Below are 19,037 nucleotides of genomic sequence, written 5' to 3' on the forward strand. Positions count from 1 at the left end.
CATCGACCGGACCACCTACAAGGCCACCATCAGCATCACCATGCTCACGGACACCTCTTGACACACCCGACTCCGCCCTAACTGAACGGCGTTGGGGCTAGAGGTGGGGCAAGGGCCCTGCACCGCGTCGGTGCAGGGCCCTTTCCGCTGCGGTGCGTCAGCCCGTTCACATAGGTGAGACTGCGCGCTTCAGTTGGCACCTGTAGCAGCTGAGTTGGCCCCTTGAGCGTCCGAGTCGGCGCGCAGGGTACTCGCGTCGCATCACTGATCTGGGCTTTCCCGGGTTTCGGCTCCCCTTGGCGGACGAGTGGGCTGTGCTCTTCGCGTGGAGTCGACGTTGCGCGTGGTGGAGCCTGGCGCCGGACCGGTGTGGTCGCACCAGTGCGGCCTGCTGGATCTCGCTCTGCCGTATACGTCAGAGGCGGACGGGCTGCTGGAGCCTGTTGAGGGAACTTGGGCCGGCGGTGGATCGTCTGCGCATGCACCGCGCCGACGACCAGGACACCCTCGACCTGATCCGCGCCTTCATGAGCATGCACGTCACCCTCGTCCTGATCGGCGTTGACATCCCCGCCTCCGGCCTCCTGCGCGAAGGACGCCTGGACCCGGCGACCGGACAGAGCGTGCTCCCGGCCTCCCGTCACGCCACCGCACACGGCCTGGAGGCCACGCAGTCAGAGCGACGCTTCGACCTCGTCGAACTCGACCGCTTCCGCTACGACACCGACGAAAGATCACCGCCTGGATCACCCATCTCGCCGGACTCGAAAAGGGCGGTACGCCTACTGAACGCCCGGCCCGGCATGCTCACCGAAGGCCGCATGCCGGAATACCTCTTCGCCCGCACGAACGGCGTCGTCGGCCTGCTGGAACGCCTCATCGAGGACGGCTGCACCGAAGCGATCACCAACCAGACCGAATGCCTGACCCAGACCCTCGTCGACAGCCTCCCCCTCACCCTCGCGGGCGCCCCCGGCCGTGACGCGCAGGCCGGCGAAATCCCCGCCCTGCCCACAGACCCGGCGCCCCAACCGCCGGTCCGCCGCTCCGGCCGGCACCGCAACGGCGCCTTCGACGACCCCGGACCCGCGGCGGGAACAGCATGACCGGCCCCCTGCCCAGAAGCCTCGATCCGGCGCCTGGTGAGCTGCTACCGGGATACCTCCTGCGCATCGCCCACCGGATCGGGGTCCCTCCGCTCGACATCGCCCACCGGTGCCGGCTCACCTCCGGCCCGCTGATGCCCGCCCACCACCTGGTCCGCCTCGATGAAGCACTCTCCCAGCAGGTCGCGGCCGTCTGCCGCCTCACCCCCACGGAAGCCGCTGCGCTCACCCTCGCCGGGCAGGCCCCGGGCTACGCACCGCTCACCCTGGCCTGCACCGATCTTCCAGCCAACGATCCAGCGGGCCCCGCTCGGGGACGATGCCTACGGCGTGCCGGGAAGCCGAACCGTGACGAGGAGACCGCCGGCGGGGCGGGGGACGAGATCGAGGGTCCCGTCGTGGGCGCGGACGATGCTGTGCACGATGGCCAGGCCGAGGCCGACGCCGGCGTGCTCGTCGGTGCGTACGCGTTCCGTTCCGCGCTGGAAGGGTTCGGTGAGGGTCGGTACCAGTTCCGGTGGGAGCCGGCGGCCCGTGTTCTCGACCCGCAGCACGCTCGTGTCGCCGTGCGCCTCGGTGTGGACCGTCACGGTGCCGCCGGCGGGGAGGTTGTGGACGATGGCGTTCTGGACGAGGTTCGTCACCATCCGCAGCAGGAGCTCCGCGGAGCCGCTGGTCTGGGCCGCCCCGCCGGTGACGTCGAGCGTGATCCGGCGTTGTTCGGCGAGGGGAAGCAGCGTTTCGGCGGCTTCTTCGGCGATGAGGGAGAGGTCGACGCTCTCGCGGGTGAAGTTTCCGCGGTCGCCGCGGCTGAGCAGCAGGAGGGCCTCGGTGAGGTCGATCGCCCGCGTATTGACAGCGCGCAGGCGTTCGATGAGTTCGCCGTGGTCCCGCGTGGGGTCCTTGCGGGCGACGTCGAGGAGTGTCTTCGAGATTGCCAGCGGGGTGCGCAGTTCGTGGGAGGCGTTCGCGGCGAACCTCTGCTGTTCGGTGACGTGGGATTCGAGTTGTTCGAGCATGGTGTCGAACACGTCGGCGAGTTCGCGGAATTCGTCTTTGGGGCCTTCCGAGCGGATCCGGTGGGACAGTGATCCGTTCGCGGCCATCCGCGCCGCGTCTGTGATCCGTGTCAGGGGTGCGAGCATCCGACCGGCGAGAATCCATCCTCCCAGGAGGCCGAACACGAGGAGGAAGGCCAGTGCTGCGGCCGCGGCGGGGGCGAAGGTGCGCAGGAGGAGGTAGCGGTTGGGTGCGATCCCGAGAAGGCCCCGGGGGCTGTCGGGTACGTAGCGCAGCAGGAACACCCACACCACGGCCAGCAGGAGAGCACTGGCGAGGAGGAGGAATCCGGCGTAGCTGCTGGTGAGTTTCAGTCGGGCGCTGAGCCCTGGGCGCCTATTCATGCGTACTGCCGGGGTGGGTGGTGTCCATGCCGGTGTCGATGCGGTAGCCGACGCCGGGCACCGTGGCGATGATCCATGGTTCGCCGAGCCGTTTGCGCAGTGCGGAGACGGTGATGCGCACGGCGTTGGTGAGGGGGTCGGCGTTCTCGTCCCAGGCCCGTTCAAGCAGCTCTTCAGCGCTGACGACCCCGCCCTCGGCGACGACGAGGACTTCCAGCACGGCGAACTGTTTGCGGGTGAGCGCGACGTAGCGTCGGTCGCGGAAGACCTCCCGGCGGAAGGGGTCGAGCCGCAGGCCCGCGATCTCGCGGACCGGGGGCCGGGCGTACGCGCGTCTGCGGTCGAGCGCCCTCAGCCGCAGGACGAGCTCCCGCAGCTCGAACGGTTTGGTGAGGTAGTCGTCGGCGCCGAGCTCGAACCCGGAAGCCTTGTCGTCGATCCGGTCGGCAGCGGTGAGCATGAGGATCGGGATGCCGCTGCCGGAGGCGACGATGCGCCGGGCGACCTCGTCGCCGGAGGGGCCGGGGATGTCGCGGTCGAGGACCGCGAGGTCGTAGGAGTTGAAGCTGAGCAGTGCCAGGGCGGAGTCGCCGTCGCCGGCGATGTCGGCGGCGATAGCCTCCAGCCGCAGACCGTCACGGACGGCTTCGGCCAGGTAGGGCTCGTCCTCCACGATCAGTACGCGCATGTCTGAAGCCTAAGCAGCACAACCTATCGCCGACGTATGCAAAGACGTGTGCACACCGGACACGCGACTCAGCCTGCAGGTGCCAGCGCAGGGCGAGGCTGGTCCGACGGCGCTTGTGCCGTAGTGCGCCACCAGCGGCGCGACGCCAGCGCGGTCAGCACGGCGCCGGCGGCGTTGACCAGTACGTCGTCCACGGAGGACACCCGGTCCAGCCGCAGGACGTACTGTGCGGTTTCGACCAGGACCGCGCAGCCCGCCCCGAGCGCCAGGATCCGTGGCACGGACGCCAGCGCCGCGAACCGCATCGGGGCGAAGAACCCCAACGCCGCGAAGATCAGCAGGTTGCCGACGATCCCGGCCGGCCCCATCGTGAGCAGGTCCCGCAGCGGTACCAGGCTCACCCGGCCGGGGACGGTGCCGGCCCCGGCACCCGGCATCATGGTCATCCATACGAACGGCACCGTCCCGTGGACCATGCCCACCTCGGCCAGCGACATCCGCCACGCCGATGTGACGCCGGTGGCACGCCGACGGCGCGCCAGAGCCCACACCACCAGCGCGGCCAACGGCAGCGCGACCAACGTCATGAGCACCACACCGTTGAACGTACCGAAGCAGCCGTGCCACCGCCCGGCCATGCACATCGGAGCGGACATCATGAGCGGCCGCCGCACGACGAACGCGGCGCTCGCCATGCCGAGGATCGCCACGCTGAGGAGCACGATCCTGCGCGTGCGGCGGAGCGGTGCTGGCAGGGATGCGTTGTGGTTCATGCCCCCATTGGAGACGGAGGGCCGTTGCGGTGGCGTATGCGATTTTCGATACGCCCGCGATACACGGAATCCCCGGCATCAAGGAACTGGCTGAAGCTGCCATGGAGATGGTCCCGCCGCTGGTGATCGCGCCGGCCCAGCCACCGCAGTGCCGGACGACTCGTCCGTGAACATCGCACTGCCGAGCATCCAGGACGAGCTCGCCGTCACGCCCGCACATCTGCCCTGGTCCGAGGACCATTGCGGCTGAGCTGAACCGCCACCGTGATCAATATGAGCGACCTCACCACTCGCACCCGACTTCCTTCCCGTGGTGCGAGAGTGAGCGTGCAGTTGGCCGGACGGTCCATCTATGGCGCTCAGTCACACCGGGTGTGACTGAGCGCTTCATCTGGCGAGTGAGCAGTTCACCTGGCGGGGCTGAGCGCTCAAGTTGGCGATCTGAGCATTGCGGCTCGTGAGCGAGTTGATCTCTGTTCGGCGACGGTGCGGATGTCGTGGCAGAGCGGGTGCATAGGGTCGCCGGCATGGCACTGCGACCTGTCCTGGTGAACATAAAGGCTCTTGATGACTCGGCGGTCGGCCGGTTCTGGGCGGAGGCGCTCGGCTGGCGTGTTACCAGCGAGGGATCCGGCGCGACCGCCGCTCAACCCGTCGGCTTCGATTGGCTGGACCCGGTCACCGTCTGCGTCGACGTCATTGCCGTCCCGGAACCCAAGACAACGACAAAGAACCGTGTGCACCTCGATCTCGCCACCACCTCTGCGGCCCATCAGGCGGAGTTGGTCGCGCGCCTCCAGGCTCTCGGTGCGACGCCCGCCCACGTGGGCCAGGGCAAAGTGCCGTGGACGGTCCTCGCGGATCCGGAGGGCAACGAGTTCTGCGTGCTGGAGCCTCGGGAGATCTACCGGGACACCGGGCCGATCGCCCGGGTGGTGGTCGACTGCGCGGATCCGCGGGCCATGGCCCGGTTCTGGGACGAGGCGATGGGCTGGACCCTGCACGAGGTGACCGACGATCATGCGGTGTGGCGCTCCGCCAAGGGTGTCGGCCCGTATCTCGAGTTCGTCCGCACTGGCGTGAAGACGGTGCCGGACCGCGTCCATCTTGACCTGGTGCCGGACCCCGGTGACGAGAAAGCAGCGGAGGTGGCCCGGCTGCGGGCCCTCGGCGCCACCGACCTCGACGTCGGCCAGGGCGACGTCCCGTGGACGTGCCTGGCCGACCCGGAGGGCCACGAGTTCTGTGTCCTCGCCCGGTCCTGACGCGGAGCCTCAACGACACCCCGACACGTGAGCCCTGTCCGCTCATGCGCCATGACCCCCGGGTGGGTTGGGCTGCGGCGTCCCGGTGGATGCGGGCGGCGAGAGCCCCGTGTCGGGGCGAGATCAGCTCGCTCGCCAACCACGGACACGGATACGGGCCGGTCAGAGGTAGGGGTGGAATGGATGAGCCCAGATGGGGAGCGGGAGCGCTGGGAACTGCGGTCCGAAGCCGGTGTGGGGCCGCTGCAGTTCGGGATGTCTCCAGCCGAGGTCGCCGAGGCACTGCTGGTCTCTGAGCCGCAGGCACGGGTTGGAGGTCCGTACGGGCAGGAAGGCTTTCCGGACGGTGTGAAGGCGTTCTACGACGCGGGCAAGCTTGCATGCGTCGCGCTGGATGCCGTCACCGGTCGGCAGGTCTTCCTGGCCGGCTTCCCGCTGGCAGGGAGCGATCCAGCGCAGGGCCACCAGTTTCCTCTGGACCATGCCGCGGAGCATGGGAACTGGGTGCTTCACACCCCTGACGAGTCGCTTTCCCTGACCGATCTCGGGCTTGTTCTGCGTTCACAGCGGGTCGGGGAAGCACGCCTTACGCGTCCGCTCTTCGTGAAGGAGGAGTGGCTGGATTCGCCGTACTACCGAGACCACCTTCCGCTGGAGGATGCCTCAGGCTGAGCGCTCGATCTGGCGAGCGGCGCCACCTGGACTGCTCAGTCACCATAGGCCCGCCAGGCGCCGTACGCCGTGATGTCCTCGGCGCCGTCGATCGCCTCGGGCTCGCAGAGGAAGCCGGCCACGGCGGTGTCGTCGGCCAGGGTGACGCGGCCGATCGTCATGGGGCGGGGGAGCGCGGCGACGAGACGGCCGAGGCCCTCCGCCGGAAGCTCCCAGACTTCCGCCTCGATCGGGGTGCCGCCCTCGGGGACGTGCACGAGGCCGGGTTTGGGCGGGTCGGTGGGCAGGGCGTACAGGCGGTAGCGGGGCGCCGTCGTGGTCGTACGGAGCAACCGGGCGCCGAGCGCGAGGAGTTGGGGGTTGAGGGGCTGCCCCGTCAGATGCGCGCCCACCACAGCCAGGCGCACGGGCGGGGTGAGCAGGGCGGCGATGGTGGCCAGGGCGTCGTCCGTGCCCGCCGGGCCCAGCAGCATCGCACCGAACGGGCGGCCGCCCACCTCGCCGGCCGGCACCGCGACCGCGGCCAGGTCGAAGAGGTTGGTGGAGTTGGTGAAGCGGCCGAGGCGGGCGTTGCTGCCGAGGGGGTCGGCCGCCACGTCCGCGAGCGTGGGGTGCCCCGGCGTGGTCGGCAGCAGGAGCGCGTCCGCGTCGCCGAGACCGGCCAGCGCGGCGGCGCGCAGGGCCGCGAGCCGCTCACGGTCCTCGAAGAGCCGGTACGCGGGGAGGTCGCGTGAACGGCGAATGATCCCGGCGACGGTCGGGTCGAGATCCGGGGTCCCCTTGTCGACAAAGGCACCCACCGCGGCGTACCGCTCGGCCACGAACGCGCCCTCGTACAGCATCGCCGCCGCCTCCGTGAACGGTGCGATGTCGACCGGCCGAAGCTCGGACCCGGCCGCCTCGAGACGGGCCGCCGCCTGCTCATACGCCTCCGCCCAGCCCTTGTCCAGCTCGCCGAGCCGATCGGTGGGCGCAACGGCGACCCGCCAGGGCCCGGGCACCCGGGCGGGAGCGGCCACCGGCGATCCGCCCCGCGCCAGCACCGCCAGGGCGAGCCGCGCCTCCGGGAGCGTACGGGCGAAGACGCTGACGCAGTCGAGGCTTGCGCACGCGGGCACCACCCCGTCCGTCGGCACCAGGCCGCGGGTGGGCTTGAGCCCCACGATGCCGTTGAATGCGGCGGGGACGCGGCCGGAGCCCGCCGTGTCCGTACCCAGCGCCAGATCGGCGATGCCGAGCGCGACGGCGACCGCCGAGCCCGAGCTGGAGCCCCCGGCGGCCTTCTCCGGGTCGAGGCCGCTGGGCACCACCCCGTACGGGGAGCGGGTGCCGACGAGTCCGGTCGCGAACTGGTCCATGTTGGTCGTGCCGAGGACGACCGCACCGGCCTCCTTCAGGCGGGAGACCACCGGGGCGTCCCGTTCCGGCCGGTACGCGTACGAAGGGCAGCCGGCGGTCGTCGGCAGTCCGGCCACATCGATGTTGCCCTTGACCGCGACGACGGTCCCGGCCAGCGGGAGGTGCTCACCGGCTTCGCGCCGGGCGTCGACCGCGCGGGCGTCCGCCTCGGCGTCGGCCTGCGGGCGCAGGGTGATCCACACCTCGGGGCGGCCGACCTGCGCGATGCGTTCGTACGCGGCGCGGACGCGGGGGAGTGCGGGGTGGGGCATGGCGCAGGTCTCCTCGGTGGAAGGGACGGGGTGCGGCGTGACATAGGACGTGGCGTCAATTCCGGTATACGTGGCGTACTCCCGGCAAACACGGCGTCACTCCCGCGGCGCCAGGATCAGCAGCGGCGTGCCCGCCGTGACCTGGGCGCCGGGTGCGACCAGGACCTCGGCGACCACGGCGTCCTGCGGTGCCGGGACGCGTGATTCCATCTTCATCGCCTCCAGCGCCAGCAGCGGCTGCCCCGCGCGGACCGGGTCGCCCGGGGCCACGTGCACCTGCCATACCGAGGCCGCGAACTCCGCCTCCACGACCCGGCCGCCCGGCGGAGCGGTGAACTCCGCGGACGGTGCGTCCGCGGACGGAGCCGACGCCCGTTCCGCCCGGGCGAACTCGCCCGCCGCCTCCCAGGCCTCCCGTTCCGCCGTGAAGGCCGCCGCCTGACGCGCCCGGAACCCGGCGATCGAGTCCGCGTGCCCGGCGAGAAACCGCTGGTGGTCGGCGAGCGAGAAGGTGCCCTCCTCGATGCGCGGCGTGAAGCGGCCCGCCGCCATGTCCGCGCGCAGCTCCAGCAGTTCCTCCGCGCCCACCGCGTACCACTTGATGCGGTCGAAGTGCCGCAGCAGCCACGGTCGCGGCCCGGACCAGGGCGACCACACCTGGGTTGTACGGCCCACGAACTGATAGCCGCCCGGGCCCTCCATCCCGTACACGCACAGATACGCGCCGCCGATGCCGACGGAGTTCTCCGCGGTCCATGTCCTCGCCGGGTTGTACTTCGTCGTCACCAGGCGATGGCGCGGATCGAGGGGTGTGGCGACCGGTGCGCCGAGGTAGACGTCGCCGAGCCCCAGGACCAGGTACTCCGCGTCGAAGACCGTCCGGTACACGTCGTCCACCGACGCGAGGCCGTTGATCCGGCGGATGAACTCGATGTTCCACGGGCACCAGGGCGCGTCGTCCCGTACGCCCGCCATGTAGCGGGCGATGGCCTCGCGGGTCGCCGAATCGTCCCAGGACAGCGGGAGATGGACCGTACGGGAGGGGACGACGAGCGCGTCGGCGGGCGGCAGCTCCTCCTCGACGCGGCGTACGTGTGCGAGGACCCGGTCCAGCGGCAGCACGGCCGGGTCGATCTTGATCTGGAGGGACCGGATACCCGGAGTCAGGTCCATGACCCCGGGCAGGGGATCGACCCGCAGTGCCTCGGCGAGGGCGTGCACCCGCAGCCGCAGGGCCAGATCCAGCTGCATCGGCCCGAACTCGACCAGCAAATTGTCGTCGCCGCTGCGGCGGTACGTGACATCGTCGCGCCGCGCCAGGACCCCGCCGTCCACGATCTCCGCGCGCGGGGCCCCGTCCGTGGTCACGGGCACGAACCGCACCCCGTCCTCCGGCCGCAGCTGCCCCAGTTTCCAGCGTTCGCGTGTCAGGACCGTCGCCGGGCAGACGAAGCCGCCGAGCGAGGGCCCGTCCGGGCCGAGCAGCACCGGCATGTCACCGGTGAAGTCGACCGCCCCGACCGAGTACGGCGTGTCGTGGATGTTCGACGGATGCAGGCCGGCCTCGCCGCCGTCGGTCCGTGCCCAGCGCGGCTTCGGACCGACCAGGCGCACCCCCGTGCGCGCGGAGTTGAAGTGGACCTTCCAGTCGGCCGCGTAGAAGTCACGGATGTCCTCCTCGGTGAAGAACTCCGGTGCGGCATGCGGACCTTCGACCGCGCCGACCTCCCACGCCGAGGTGAACGCGGGCCGGTCGGCGTGCGGCACCGGTGCCACCGCGTCCGTCTCCGCGCCTCCGTGCAGCACATCCCCCGTGACGAGCGCCCGGCCACCGTGCCCGCCGAAGCGGCCCAGCGTGAAGGTCGCCGCGCTGCCCAGGAAGCCGGGAACGTCCAGCCCACCCCCCGCGACCAGCAGATAGGTGCGCAGCCCGTGCTCGGCCGGCGCCCCGATGCCGAGCGTGGCCCCGGCCGGGACCGTGAACGGCTGCCACTGCGCGGCCGGTTCGCCGTCGACCGTGACCGGAGCCGGCGCGCCCGTCACGCACACCGTGGTGGCGTGGCTGAAGCGCAGGGCCGGTCCCTGGAGCGTGCACTCCAGGCCGGGGGCGCCCTCGGCGTTGCCCAGTGCGCGATTGCCGAGGCGGAAGGACAGATCGTCCATGGGGCCCGACGGCGGTACGCCGACCTCCCAGTGGCCGGTGCGGCCGGGCCAGTCCTGGACGGTGGTGAGCGTGCCGCCGGACATGACCTCGATCCGGGGCGTCGGGTCGGTGACGGTCGCGAGGGTCGCCGTGGAGTGGGTGGCTTCGCGCACGGCCGGGTCGGCGAGCGCCGCCCGTACGAGCCCCAGATTGGTCTCGATGCCGTCGACGCGGGTGGCGGCGAGAGCCAGGTCCAGTCTCTCGAGCGCCTCGGCGCGGTCGTTCCCGTGGGCGACGACCTTCGCCAGCATCGGGTCGTACGCCGTTGTCACCTCCGTGCCCGTCGCGACCCAGCCGTCCACCCGTACGTCGTCGGGGAAGGCGACCCGGGTCAGCAGTCCGGCACTCGGCCGGTGGCCCCGCGACGGATCCTCGGCGTACAGCCGGGCCTCGACGGCGTGGCCGCGTGGCGCGCCCGGCTCCCGTACGACACCTGGGTCGCCCTGCGCGAGCCGCAGCATCCACTCCACGAGATCGACGCCGTGGATCTCCTCGGTGACCGGATGCTCCACCTGGAGCCGGGTGTTGACCTCCAGGAAGTACGCTTCCTCGCGCTTCGCGTCGTACACGTACTCGACGGTGCCGGCGGAGCGGTAGTCGACACTCGCGCACAACCCCCGGGCCGATTCGGCCAGTTGTTCACGGACCCGGTCCGGCAGGCCGGGGGCCGGGGCCTCCTCCACCACTTTCTGGTTGCGGCGCTGGAGGGAGCAGTCGCGGTCGCCGAAGGTGACGACCCTGCCCTGCCCGTCGCCGAAGACCTGCACCTCCACATGGCGGGCGTCCTCGACGAGCCGCTCCAGGAAGACGCCGGCCGAGGAGAAGGATGCCTCGGCCACCCGTTGCACGCGCTCCCAGGCGTCGGCGAGCCCCGCCGGATCGTGCACGGCCCGCATGCCGATGCCGCCGCCGCCGCCCGTCGCCTTGAGCATGACGGGGTAGCCGATGCGCTCCGCGGCGGCAAGGGCCTCGGTGAGTCCCGGCAGCAGACCGCTGCCGGGCGCCAGGGGGACGCCCGCGGCCTCGGCCGCCACGCGGGCGGTGTGTTTGGCGCCGAACAGCTCCAACTGGGCGGGGGTGGGGCCGACGAAGACCAGTCCTGCGTCCTCGCAGCGGCGGGCGAAGCCCGCGTCCTCGGACAGGAAGCCGTAGCCGGGGTGGATCGCCCCGGCGCCCGTGTCCTTCGCGGCCTTCAGCACCAGATCGGCGTCGAGGTACGACTCCTTCGCGGGCGCCGGCCCGAGGCGGACCGCCTCGTCCGCGAGCCGGACGTGGCGTGCGGAGCGGTCGGGGTCGGAGAAGACGGCGACCGTGCGGATCCCGAGGCGCCGGGCCGTACGGATGATGCGTACGGCGATCTCGCCCCTGTTGGCGACGAGAAGCGTGTCGAAGGCCGTGCCGCGAGCCGTGTCGTACGTCGTGTCGTGAGGCGTGTCGAAGGTCATGCGGCGGCCTCGATGGTCATCTCCACCGCCGTCGGCTCGAAGCCGTTGCAGGGGTTGTTGATCTGGGGGCAGTTGGAGACCAGGACCAGGACGTCCGTCTCGGCGCGCAGGGTGACGCGCAGTCCGGGGGCGGAGATTCCGTCGACGATGCCGAGCGTCCCGTCCTTCTCGACGGGGACGTTCATGTACCAGTTGATGTTCGACACGACATCCCGTGCGGTCAGTCCGTGCCGGGCGCCCTCCGCGAGGAAGTTGTCCAGGCAGGCGTGCTGCGACCAGGTGTGATGGCCGTAGCGCAGGGTGTTGGACTCCTTGGAGCAGGCGCCGCCGAGGGTGTCGTGACGGCCGCAGGTGTCCTCGGTGACCGTCATCAGCGGGGTGTGCTCGTTCGACATCAGCACGCTGCCGGTGGTGAGGAAGATGCCGCCCTGGGCGTGGATCGTGTCCGGGGCGCTGTAGCGGACGGCGGTGTCGTGGGCGTCGTACACCAGGTAGTCCACGGCCTGGTTGCCGTGCAGATCGGTGATGGTGAGCTGCTCGCCCCGGCGGACGACCGCCGACCAGGCGGAGCGGGCGGGTACGACGGTCATGACTGCCCCCTGGCGGCGAGGAACTCGGCGGTGTTGAGGAAGGCACGGCGGCCCTCCGGGGTGGCGTCCCAGAGCGGGTCGCCGGGCGCGGTCGGCGCGGCGCGCCAGGCGAGGACCTCCAGCGGGCTGCTCGTGTACGCGGGCCGCGGGTCGAGCGGATGCGGGACGTTCGCGATGAGCACGGTCAGGTCCTGCTCGGCGCGCAGGGTCACGGACGCCCCCGGGCCCGCCGAGCCGGTGAAGTCGAGCGAACCGTCGTCCCGTACCTCCACGCCCTGGAAGAGGGCGACGGAAGGCGGCAGATCGCGGGGCTCCAGACCGTTTTTCAGGGCGGCGAGCTTGAGGAGTTCGCGTCCGGCGGGGGCCGGCGACCCGGGGCTCCCGCCCCCGTAGCGCGCGGTGTTCCGTGCGAGCGTCGAGGTGCCGCACAGCGCGTCATGGCGGCCGCCGGTGTCCTCGACGAGGGAGGCGAGGACGCGGCCCTGGCCGGAGAGGAGCAGCCGGCCCTTGGTGAGGTACGCGTTCCACTGGACCTTGACCGTGTCCGCGGTGTTGAGGCGCTCCCAGGGGCGCCCGTCCGCATACAGCACGAGGTGCGCACAGGCGTCGCCCCTGAGGTCGGTGAGGCGCAGCTCGGTGCCGCGGGCCAGGACGCGGTGGGTGTAGCTGCCGTCCGCCACGGTCTCCGCCCAGACCAGATGCCCGGCGGCGCAGGGCGGGGCCGGCCAGTCCGTGGCGGGTACCACGGGCATGGCCTCGGCGCGGGTGCCCTCCTGGGCGCGGGCGTGGTCCCGGGCTCCGTGTGTCGTCGCAGTCGCCATGGTGGCGGTACCTCCGGCTCGCGCGTCTCGGGTTCATTTCTGTCGTGCGACAGAAATTAGGAGGACGGGACTTCCGTGCGATTGCACGTGCATTGCCGGGGCGTAACCGAACGCTCACCAAGATCCCGGCGCCGTCTGCGTGTGGGACGATCGGCCACATGGGTACGACGGGACGGAAGGTCGGACGACCGCGCGCGGAGCAGCGGCCGGACAGCGGGCTGTCCGCGCGCGAGGAGCTGCTCGCGGCCGCGGCGGAGCTGTTCACGACGCGGGGGTACGCGGCGACGACGACCCGGGTCGTGGCCGAGCGCGCCGGGATGCGGCAGGCCACGATGTACCACTACTTCGGCGGCAAGGAGGATCTCCTCTCGGAGCTCCTCGAATCGACGGTCACACCGTCGCTGGCCCTGGCGCGACGGCTCCTCGCGGACGACGAGCGCGGGGCGGAGGAGAGGCTGTGGGAGCTCTGCCGCTCGGACGTCGAGCTGCTGTGCGGGGGCCCGCACAACCTGGGCATGCTGTATCTGCTCCCCGAGATCCAGGCGGAACGTTTCGCCGGGTTCCATCGGGTGCGGGCGGACCTGAAGGACGCATACGGGCAGCTGCTCGCCGGCACGGGGCCGGGGCGCGCGCTCGACAAAAGTGAACTCTCACTCCGCACGGACCTGGTCTTCGGCCTCATCGAGGGCGTCATCCTCGTCCACCGCTCGGACCCGGACCGCCCGCTGGCGTCGTTCGCGTCGGCGACGGCGGATGCGGCGCTGCGGATCGTGGGCTAGCAGGGGCGGTGCCCCTGCCGCCCCGGGCGTGTTTCGAGCCCGTCCGGCATTGGGGGACGGACACACCGGCCCACACGGCGGTACGGGGGCAAGCACGCGCTCCGAACCGCGGCAGCGGGGCTCAGACCGCCAAGGCCCGGGCGAGGGCCGAGAGGTCCGGGGCGCGCAGGACGCGGTCCCCGTAGCCAGGGAGCGGGACGTGGAGGGGGTCCGTCCAACGTGGTGGGATCGCGGACGCCCCGTACACCGCGCCGGCCAGGGCGCCCGTGACCGCCGCGACCGTGTCGGTGTCGCCGCCGAGACCGATCGCGGCGCCCAGCGACTCCTCGAACGACGACGTGGTACGCAGCGCCCACAGCGCCGAGGCCAGGCACGGCCACACCGCGCCGTTGAACTCGGTCGCGTCGTCCGGATGCCACCCCGGAGCCAGTACTCCCGCCCAGCGCTCCCGGTGGTCCTCGTACACTGCGGCCAGTGCGTCGGGCACGGCGCGCAGCGGGTCGTCCCCCTCGAGCGCGACCCGGATCAGCTCGTGGAGCACCGCCGTGCCCTCCCATGCCGCCCGGTCGCCGTGCGTGAGGGCCGCGATCCGGCGGGCGGCGTCCATCGTGGGCGCGCGCCCGTCACACGCGAAGTACACCGCCGACGTCGCGGCCCGCATCAGTGAACCGTTGCCTGCCGCACGGCCGTTGACCTGGAAATGCAGGCCCGCAGCGAGATTCCACGGGTCGCCGCTGCCGAGCACCTGCTCGGTCTGGAGGCCGATGTCCTTCGGCTCGCCCGCGGCCCAGCGCCGGAAGCGCTCGAACATGTCCTCCGGGTCGAGTCCGCCCCGCTCCAGCAGGGACTCGCCCACCAGAACGGCCATCTGAGTGTCGTCGGTGGCCTCGCCGGGATCCCAGCCACCGCCCCCGCACATCTCGCCCACGCCGTCCGGGAAGCGGGCCGCGTACCCACCCGCGAGCCCGAACTCGAACGGCGCACCCAGCGCATCACCGACAGCCGAGCCGACCACCGCCCCGACCACCCGGTCCGTTCGCTCTGCTGTGTGCGGACGCATCGGGTCAGCGTATGCGCCCCCGCAGCGCCCGGTACGTCGCCCCCGCCGCCAGCGTGCTGCCCACGAAGAGCAGCGTGAACCACTGGAAGTACCAGTGACCGCCCGTCGGGTCGTAGACCTCGGCGCGGGGCCAGGCGAGGTTCAGGGTCATCGCGATCCCGTACACCAGCGCAAGCGCGTTGATCGGCAGGCCCCAACGGCCGAGGGTGAAGAGCGGGGCGCCCTTCTCGTCGCGGTCGTCCGGGTGCGGCTTGCCCCATCGGCCGCGCAGGCGGCGCACCAGCATCGGGCCCGTGACCATCGCGTAGGCCAGGTAGACCATGGCGATGCAGGTGGTGCCGATGGCCAGCAGGGCCTCGGGGGAGAGGAAGTTGAGAAGCAGGAGCAGCGCCGCGAGGACGCCGACCGTGACGGCCGCCGCGGCGGGCATACCCGTGCGGGCCGGGACCTTGGAGAGGAGGCCGGACAGGGGGAGTTGGCGGTCGCGGGCCATGGAGTAGAGCATGCGGGTCGCCGAGGTCTGGATGGCGAGCGTCGCGGCGCAGATCGCGATGACCACGTCCGCGAGGAGCACCTTGCCGAGGCCGTCGCCGAGGGTGCTGGTGAGGACGTACGAGAGACCCTCGGTGGCGAGTCGCCCGTCCACCAGGCTGGGCGCGGCGAGCAGGCCGCCGAGCAGCAGCAGACCGCCGCAGACGCCGGAGGTGGTGAGCGCGGAGAACGTGGTGCGGGGCGCCGTGCGCCGGGGGTTGACCGTCTCCTCGCTCATCTCGCTCGCGCTCTCGAAGCCGATGAGGACGTACGCCGCCGTGAAGGAGCCGATCAGCAGCGCGCCGATCGCCCCGCCCGCGCCGCCCGTCTCGAGGACGATGCCGGGGTCGCGTTCGGCGTGGGTGAGGAGCAGCGTCACGATGAGGGCGACTCCGACGATCTCGGCGGTCACGCCGATGGTGTTGACGGCCGTCAGGACCCGGTTGTCGAGGACGTTCACGACGGTCGTGAGAGTCAGCAGGATCAGCCCGAGCAGGGCCGCGTTCGCCGCGCCGCTCGCCGAGGTCGGTGAGGGATCGTCGCCGACGAGCTGGAAACCGGACCAGATCGCGGGCAGCACGGCCTGCAGCGCGAGGGCCGCTGCGCCCACCACGACGACCCTGCCGATCACCATGAGCCAGCCCGCGTACCAGCCGAACGCCGGGGTGCTCAGGCGCGTCGCCCACTGGTAGACGGCGCCCGCGATCGGGTATCGGGCGGCGAGTTCGGCGAAGCAGGCGGCGACCAGGAGCTGGCCGGCGAGCACGACCGGCCAGGTCCAGAAGAAGGCCGGGCCGCCGAAGGAGTAGCCCATCGCGAAGAACTGGAAGACCGTCGTCAGGACGGAGATGAAGGAGAAGCCGGCGGCGAAGGACGCGTACCGGCCCATCCGCCGCCGCAGTTCCTGCTGGTAGCCGAAGCCCGCGAGCTCGGACTCGTCGGGCCCGGTCGCGGTCCCGGTCCCCGGCCGGGGGAGGGGGTTCGGGGTGGAGGTGGGTGCGGTCACGGTCATGGCAGCCCCTGTCGCTTCATTCCTGTCGGGCGACAGAAATTAGGGACGGGCTGTTTCCGCTGCGTGTCACGGCCATGTCGGGGCGGGGCCGAAGTGCTCACGGCCCCGCCCGCACCCCCTTACGCCAGAGGGAAGTTCAGCAGCGCGAGCGGCTCGGACGTCGGTGCCGGCGAGCCTCCCGCAGGCTCCACCGTGACGCCCATCCCGGACGCCCGCCCCACCGGTCCGTCCATGAGCAGCGACTCGGCCGCCCCCGACGAGTCGAGCAGTCCGGCCGGCCGCATCGTCCCGCCGTCGGCGAACCACAGCTGGTACACCTTCCCGGCGCCCGGCCGCGGCAGCCCGGACGCCAGGAACACGGCCCGGTCCCGCTCGCGCGACACGGCCACCGTGCCGGTCGCCCCGCCGTCGCCGAGTGCCGCCGTGCTGGTCCGCACGTCGGGTGCCGTCAGCACCTGGGCCAGCGCCTCGGCCTCGCGCTGTGCCTGCTGTGCCACGGTCCGGGCCTGCTCGGCGGCGCGCTGCTGCCAGACCGCGACACCCCCGAGCGCGGCCACGCCTGCCAGGCACGCCGCGAGCACGAGGCGGGAGAGCCGCCGCCTGCCGCCCGGCCGGAAGCCCTTCACGCGCGGCCGGTCCCCGCCCGCCGCGCCCGCGCCGCCCACCAGCGGGGCTTCCTGGCGCACCGTGGCGATCCGTGACAGCACCTGGCCCTTCATCGCGGGCGGCGGGTTCTCGGTGGCCGCGAGTCCCAGCCGTACCGCCGTCGCGCTGAGCTCCCGCACCTCCTGCGCGCAGGCCTCACAGGCGTCGAGGTGCCGCTCGAACCGGACGCGTTCGCGGTCGCCGAGCGCGTGCAGGGCGTACGCGCCGGTCAGCGTGTGCAGTTCGGCGTCGCGCCCGGCGCTCCGTCCCACCGTGCTCATGCGTTCACCCCCAGGCAGTCGCGCAGCCGGATCAGCCCGTCGCGCATACGGGTCTTCACGGTGCCCAACGGCACGGAGAGCAGCTCGGCCACCTCGCGGTAGGCGAGCCCCCGGTAGTAGGCAAGGGTCACCGACTGGCGCTGCAGCTCGGTCAGGGTGCGCAGACAGCGGCGTACCTGTTCGCGCTCCAGCCTGGCCTCGACCTGTTCGACGACCTCGTCGAAGTCCGGGGTCCCGCCGAGCCTGGCCGCCTTCTGCTCACGCTCGGCCGCGGCCTGGGCGGACCGCACCCGGTCCACCGCGCGGCGGTGGGCGAGGGTCAGCGTCCATGTCATCGCGGAGCCCCGGGAGGGCTGGAAGCGCGCGGCCGTACGCCACAGTTCGACCAGCACCTCCTGCGTCACCTCCTCCGACTGTGCCGGATCACGCAGCACGCTGCGCACGACGCCGAGCACGGGGCCGCAGACCGCGTCGTACACCTGGGAGAAGGCATCCTGGTCGCCGCGTGCGACCCGCACGAGCAGTTCGTCGAGCCCCGGACCGGCCGGCGGCGCCCCTGTGATCCGTACGGCTTCCTTCACTCGCACTCCCTCTCGCCCCGAGCTCACCACGTCGCCCCACCTCATATACGGAGCCGGAGGGCGTGTGGACTGGTGTACGGAAGAGTTGTTATGCGGCCGTGCCACGGCATCGACATCGTGCCTTCCTGATGCTGCCGCTGACGTTACTCTCCTCGGCCTGCCGGGCACCCGGTCGGACGCCGGGGTGGATGCGGCACATCGCCGACGATCAACCGCAGCACCGCCTCGTCCCGCAGACAACGCAGGGAGCCCTCGGGCCTCGACGGGCCGACGCCCAAGCTCACTCGTCCACGATCATTGGCACATGTACGTGCTCATCCGGCAGCCGGTCGCAACCCCCGTCGACCGGCGATGATCGCGGGCCGTTCCGCGATGTCCGCCGACCCGGTGCGGGGCGACGTGCTGACCCGGGGTGGTGCGCTGCCGGCGCCGGCGGTCGCTGCCGTGCGGCTGTCGACCCGTACGTTCCGCTCGGGCCGGTAGTCCGTCCGGCGCCCGTCGGCTGCCAGGCCGACCGCACGAAGGTCCGGCCCCGGGCACTCGCTGCCCGGGGCCGGACCCTCTCGTATGCGTGGCGGCGGCCGGCGCAGGCGCTACGCGGCCCGCGAGGCCTCCTGCTCGCGTTCGACCTGCGCGTTCCAGTCGCGCTTGATCGCACGCCATGCCTCGTCCGACTTGCCCAGGCGCCAGTAGCCCGAGATCGACAGGCGGGCGGCGGGGACGCTCCGCTCCAGGCGGAGATGGCGGCGGAGCTCCTTCACCGCGCCCGCCTCGCCGTGCACGAAGGCCTGGACGTCGCCGGCGGGGAAGTCCAGCTCGCGGACCGCCGCGAGGAGCGCCTCGCCCACGGCCCGGTCGCCCCGGTGCAGCCAGGTCACCGTGACCCCGTGCGGCGTCGCGATCTTCTGCTCCTCCTCGGGGCCGGCCAGCTCCACGAACGCGTGGACGACGGCGCCCGCCGGCATCCGCTCCAGCGATGCGGCGATGGCGGGCAGTGCGCTCTCGTCGCCCGCCAGCAGATGCCAGTCCGCGGTCGCGTCGGGGGCGTAACCCCCGCCCGGGCCCTGCAGCCACACCGTCTCGCCCGGCCGGACGCGCGCCGCCCAGGGCCCGGCCAGCCCCTCGTCGCCGTGGACCACGAAGTCGATCGTCAGCTCGCGGTGCACGGGGTCCCAGGCTCGCACCGTGTACGTGCGGTTGGCCGGCCACTGGTCGCGCGGGAGCTCCTCACGGATCCGGGCCATGTCGAACGGCTCCGGGTACGTCACCCCCGGCAACGGGAAGACCAGCTTGACGTACGCATCCGTCGACCCGTCCGTCGCGAACGCGGCCAGGCCCTCGCCGCCGAGCACGACGCGCACCATGTGCGGAGTGATCCGGTCCGTGCGCACCACCCGCGCCTCATGGGCCTGCGGTGCCTTGCGGGCGGGCGTCTCTGCCACGGCGTCTCCCTCGGTGTCGTGCCGGTTAGGCTCACCTAAGTTAACACCTCACCCGGGTGATCGCCGTTCC

At 71.9% G+C, this 19,037-nt stretch carries 16 protein-coding genes and 1 pseudogene; 5 read left to right on the forward strand and 12 right to left on the reverse strand.

Annotated elements, in window-relative coordinates:
- Positions 1-479 precede the first annotated feature (479 nt).
- On the forward strand, positions 480-1,106 hold the full coding sequence (locus tag ACWCP0_RS14720; RefSeq protein ID WP_451079187.1) for a hypothetical protein: 627 nt from the start codon (positions 480-482) through the stop codon (positions 1,104-1,106).
- 323 nt (positions 1,107-1,429) lie between these two features.
- Here ACWCP0_RS14720 and ACWCP0_RS14725 read toward each other — a convergent pair whose 3' ends face one another.
- From ACWCP0_RS14725 to ACWCP0_RS14735, 3 genes are all read right to left on the reverse strand, one after another.
- On the reverse strand, positions 1,430-2,509 hold the full coding sequence (locus ACWCP0_RS14725) for a sensor histidine kinase (RefSeq protein ID WP_451079188.1): 1,080 nt from the start codon (positions 2,507-2,509) through the stop codon (positions 1,430-1,432).
- Positions 2,502-3,197, reverse strand: coding sequence for a response regulator transcription factor (locus ACWCP0_RS14730; RefSeq protein ID WP_451079189.1), 696 nt, complete (start codon positions 3,195-3,197; stop codon positions 2,502-2,504). The genes ACWCP0_RS14725 and ACWCP0_RS14730 overlap by 8 nt, the downstream gene beginning before the upstream one ends.
- 68 nt (positions 3,198-3,265) lie before the next feature.
- Positions 3,266-3,970, reverse strand: coding sequence for a VanZ family protein (locus tag ACWCP0_RS14735; RefSeq protein ID WP_451079190.1), 705 nt, complete (start codon positions 3,968-3,970; stop codon positions 3,266-3,268).
- Positions 3,971-4,497: 527 nt separating this feature from the next.
- Between ACWCP0_RS14735 and ACWCP0_RS14740 the strand changes: the two genes are divergently transcribed.
- Positions 4,498-5,235: a VOC family protein gene (locus tag ACWCP0_RS14740; RefSeq protein WP_451079191.1), complete on the forward strand. Its 738-nt coding sequence runs from the start codon at positions 4,498-4,500 to the stop codon at positions 5,233-5,235.
- A 183-nt stretch (positions 5,236-5,418) separates the two neighbouring features.
- Positions 5,419-5,907, forward strand: a complete 489-nt coding sequence (locus ACWCP0_RS14745; RefSeq protein ID WP_451079346.1) for a hypothetical protein — start codon at positions 5,419-5,421, stop codon at positions 5,905-5,907.
- 35 nt (positions 5,908-5,942) lie between these two features.
- On the opposite strand, the gene ACWCP0_RS14750 is transcribed toward ACWCP0_RS14745, so the two are convergent.
- The 4 genes from ACWCP0_RS14750 to ACWCP0_RS14765 form a co-directional block, all read right to left on the reverse strand.
- Positions 5,943-7,577 (reverse strand): allophanate hydrolase, encoded by a 1,635-nt coding sequence (locus ACWCP0_RS14750; protein ID WP_451079192.1) that lies wholly within the window; start codon positions 7,575-7,577, stop codon positions 5,943-5,945.
- A 96-nt stretch (positions 7,578-7,673) separates the two neighbouring features.
- Positions 7,674-11,225: a 5-oxoprolinase/urea amidolyase family protein gene (locus ACWCP0_RS14755; protein WP_451079193.1), complete on the reverse strand. Its 3,552-nt coding sequence runs from the start codon at positions 11,223-11,225 to the stop codon at positions 7,674-7,676.
- A complete protein-coding gene (locus ACWCP0_RS14760; RefSeq protein WP_451079194.1) occupies positions 11,222-11,815 on the reverse strand; it encodes an urea amidolyase associated protein UAAP2 in 594 nt (197 codons plus the stop codon). The genes ACWCP0_RS14755 and ACWCP0_RS14760 overlap by 4 nt, the downstream gene beginning before the upstream one ends.
- Positions 11,812-12,636: an urea amidolyase associated protein UAAP1 gene (locus ACWCP0_RS14765; RefSeq protein ID WP_451079195.1), complete on the reverse strand. Its 825-nt coding sequence runs from the start codon at positions 12,634-12,636 to the stop codon at positions 11,812-11,814. Before ACWCP0_RS14765 ends, ACWCP0_RS14760 begins: the two co-directional genes overlap by 4 nt.
- A gap of 158 nt (positions 12,637-12,794) precedes the next feature.
- On the opposite strand from ACWCP0_RS14765, the gene ACWCP0_RS14770 reads away from it, so the two are divergent.
- A complete protein-coding gene (locus ACWCP0_RS14770) occupies positions 12,795-13,415 on the forward strand; it encodes a TetR/AcrR family transcriptional regulator (protein WP_451079196.1) in 621 nt (206 codons plus the stop codon).
- A 121-nt stretch (positions 13,416-13,536) separates the two neighbouring features.
- On the opposite strand, the gene ACWCP0_RS14775 is transcribed toward ACWCP0_RS14770, so the two are convergent.
- From ACWCP0_RS14775 to ACWCP0_RS14790, 4 genes are all read right to left on the reverse strand, one after another.
- Positions 13,537-14,475 (reverse strand): ADP-ribosylglycohydrolase family protein, encoded by a 939-nt coding sequence (locus tag ACWCP0_RS14775; protein WP_451079197.1) that lies wholly within the window; start codon positions 14,473-14,475, stop codon positions 13,537-13,539.
- A gap of 4 nt (positions 14,476-14,479) precedes the next feature.
- Positions 14,480-16,018, reverse strand: coding sequence for an amino acid permease (locus ACWCP0_RS14780; protein ID WP_451079198.1), 1,539 nt, complete (start codon positions 16,016-16,018; stop codon positions 14,480-14,482).
- A 119-nt stretch (positions 16,019-16,137) separates the two neighbouring features.
- Positions 16,138-16,944: an anti-sigma factor gene (locus ACWCP0_RS14785; RefSeq protein ID WP_451079199.1), complete on the reverse strand. Its 807-nt coding sequence runs from the start codon at positions 16,942-16,944 to the stop codon at positions 16,138-16,140.
- On the reverse strand, positions 16,941-17,525 hold the full coding sequence (locus ACWCP0_RS14790) for a sigma-70 family RNA polymerase sigma factor (protein WP_351223993.1): 585 nt from the start codon (positions 17,523-17,525) through the stop codon (positions 16,941-16,943). The genes ACWCP0_RS14785 and ACWCP0_RS14790 overlap by 4 nt, the downstream gene beginning before the upstream one ends.
- 333 nt (positions 17,526-17,858) lie before the next feature.
- Here ACWCP0_RS14790 and ACWCP0_RS14795 point away from each other — a divergent pair.
- Positions 17,859-18,008, forward strand: a pseudogene (locus tag ACWCP0_RS14795) (ABC transporter permease); the annotation flags it as partial.
- 110 nt (positions 18,009-18,118) lie between these two features.
- Here the strand turns inward: ACWCP0_RS14795 and ACWCP0_RS14800 are convergent.
- A complete protein-coding gene (locus ACWCP0_RS14800) occupies positions 18,119-18,967 on the reverse strand; it encodes a siderophore-interacting protein (protein WP_451079200.1) in 849 nt (282 codons plus the stop codon).
- Positions 18,968-19,037: the final 70 nt, after the last annotated feature.

It is taken from the genome of Streptomyces sp. NPDC001970 (assembly GCF_053594115.1).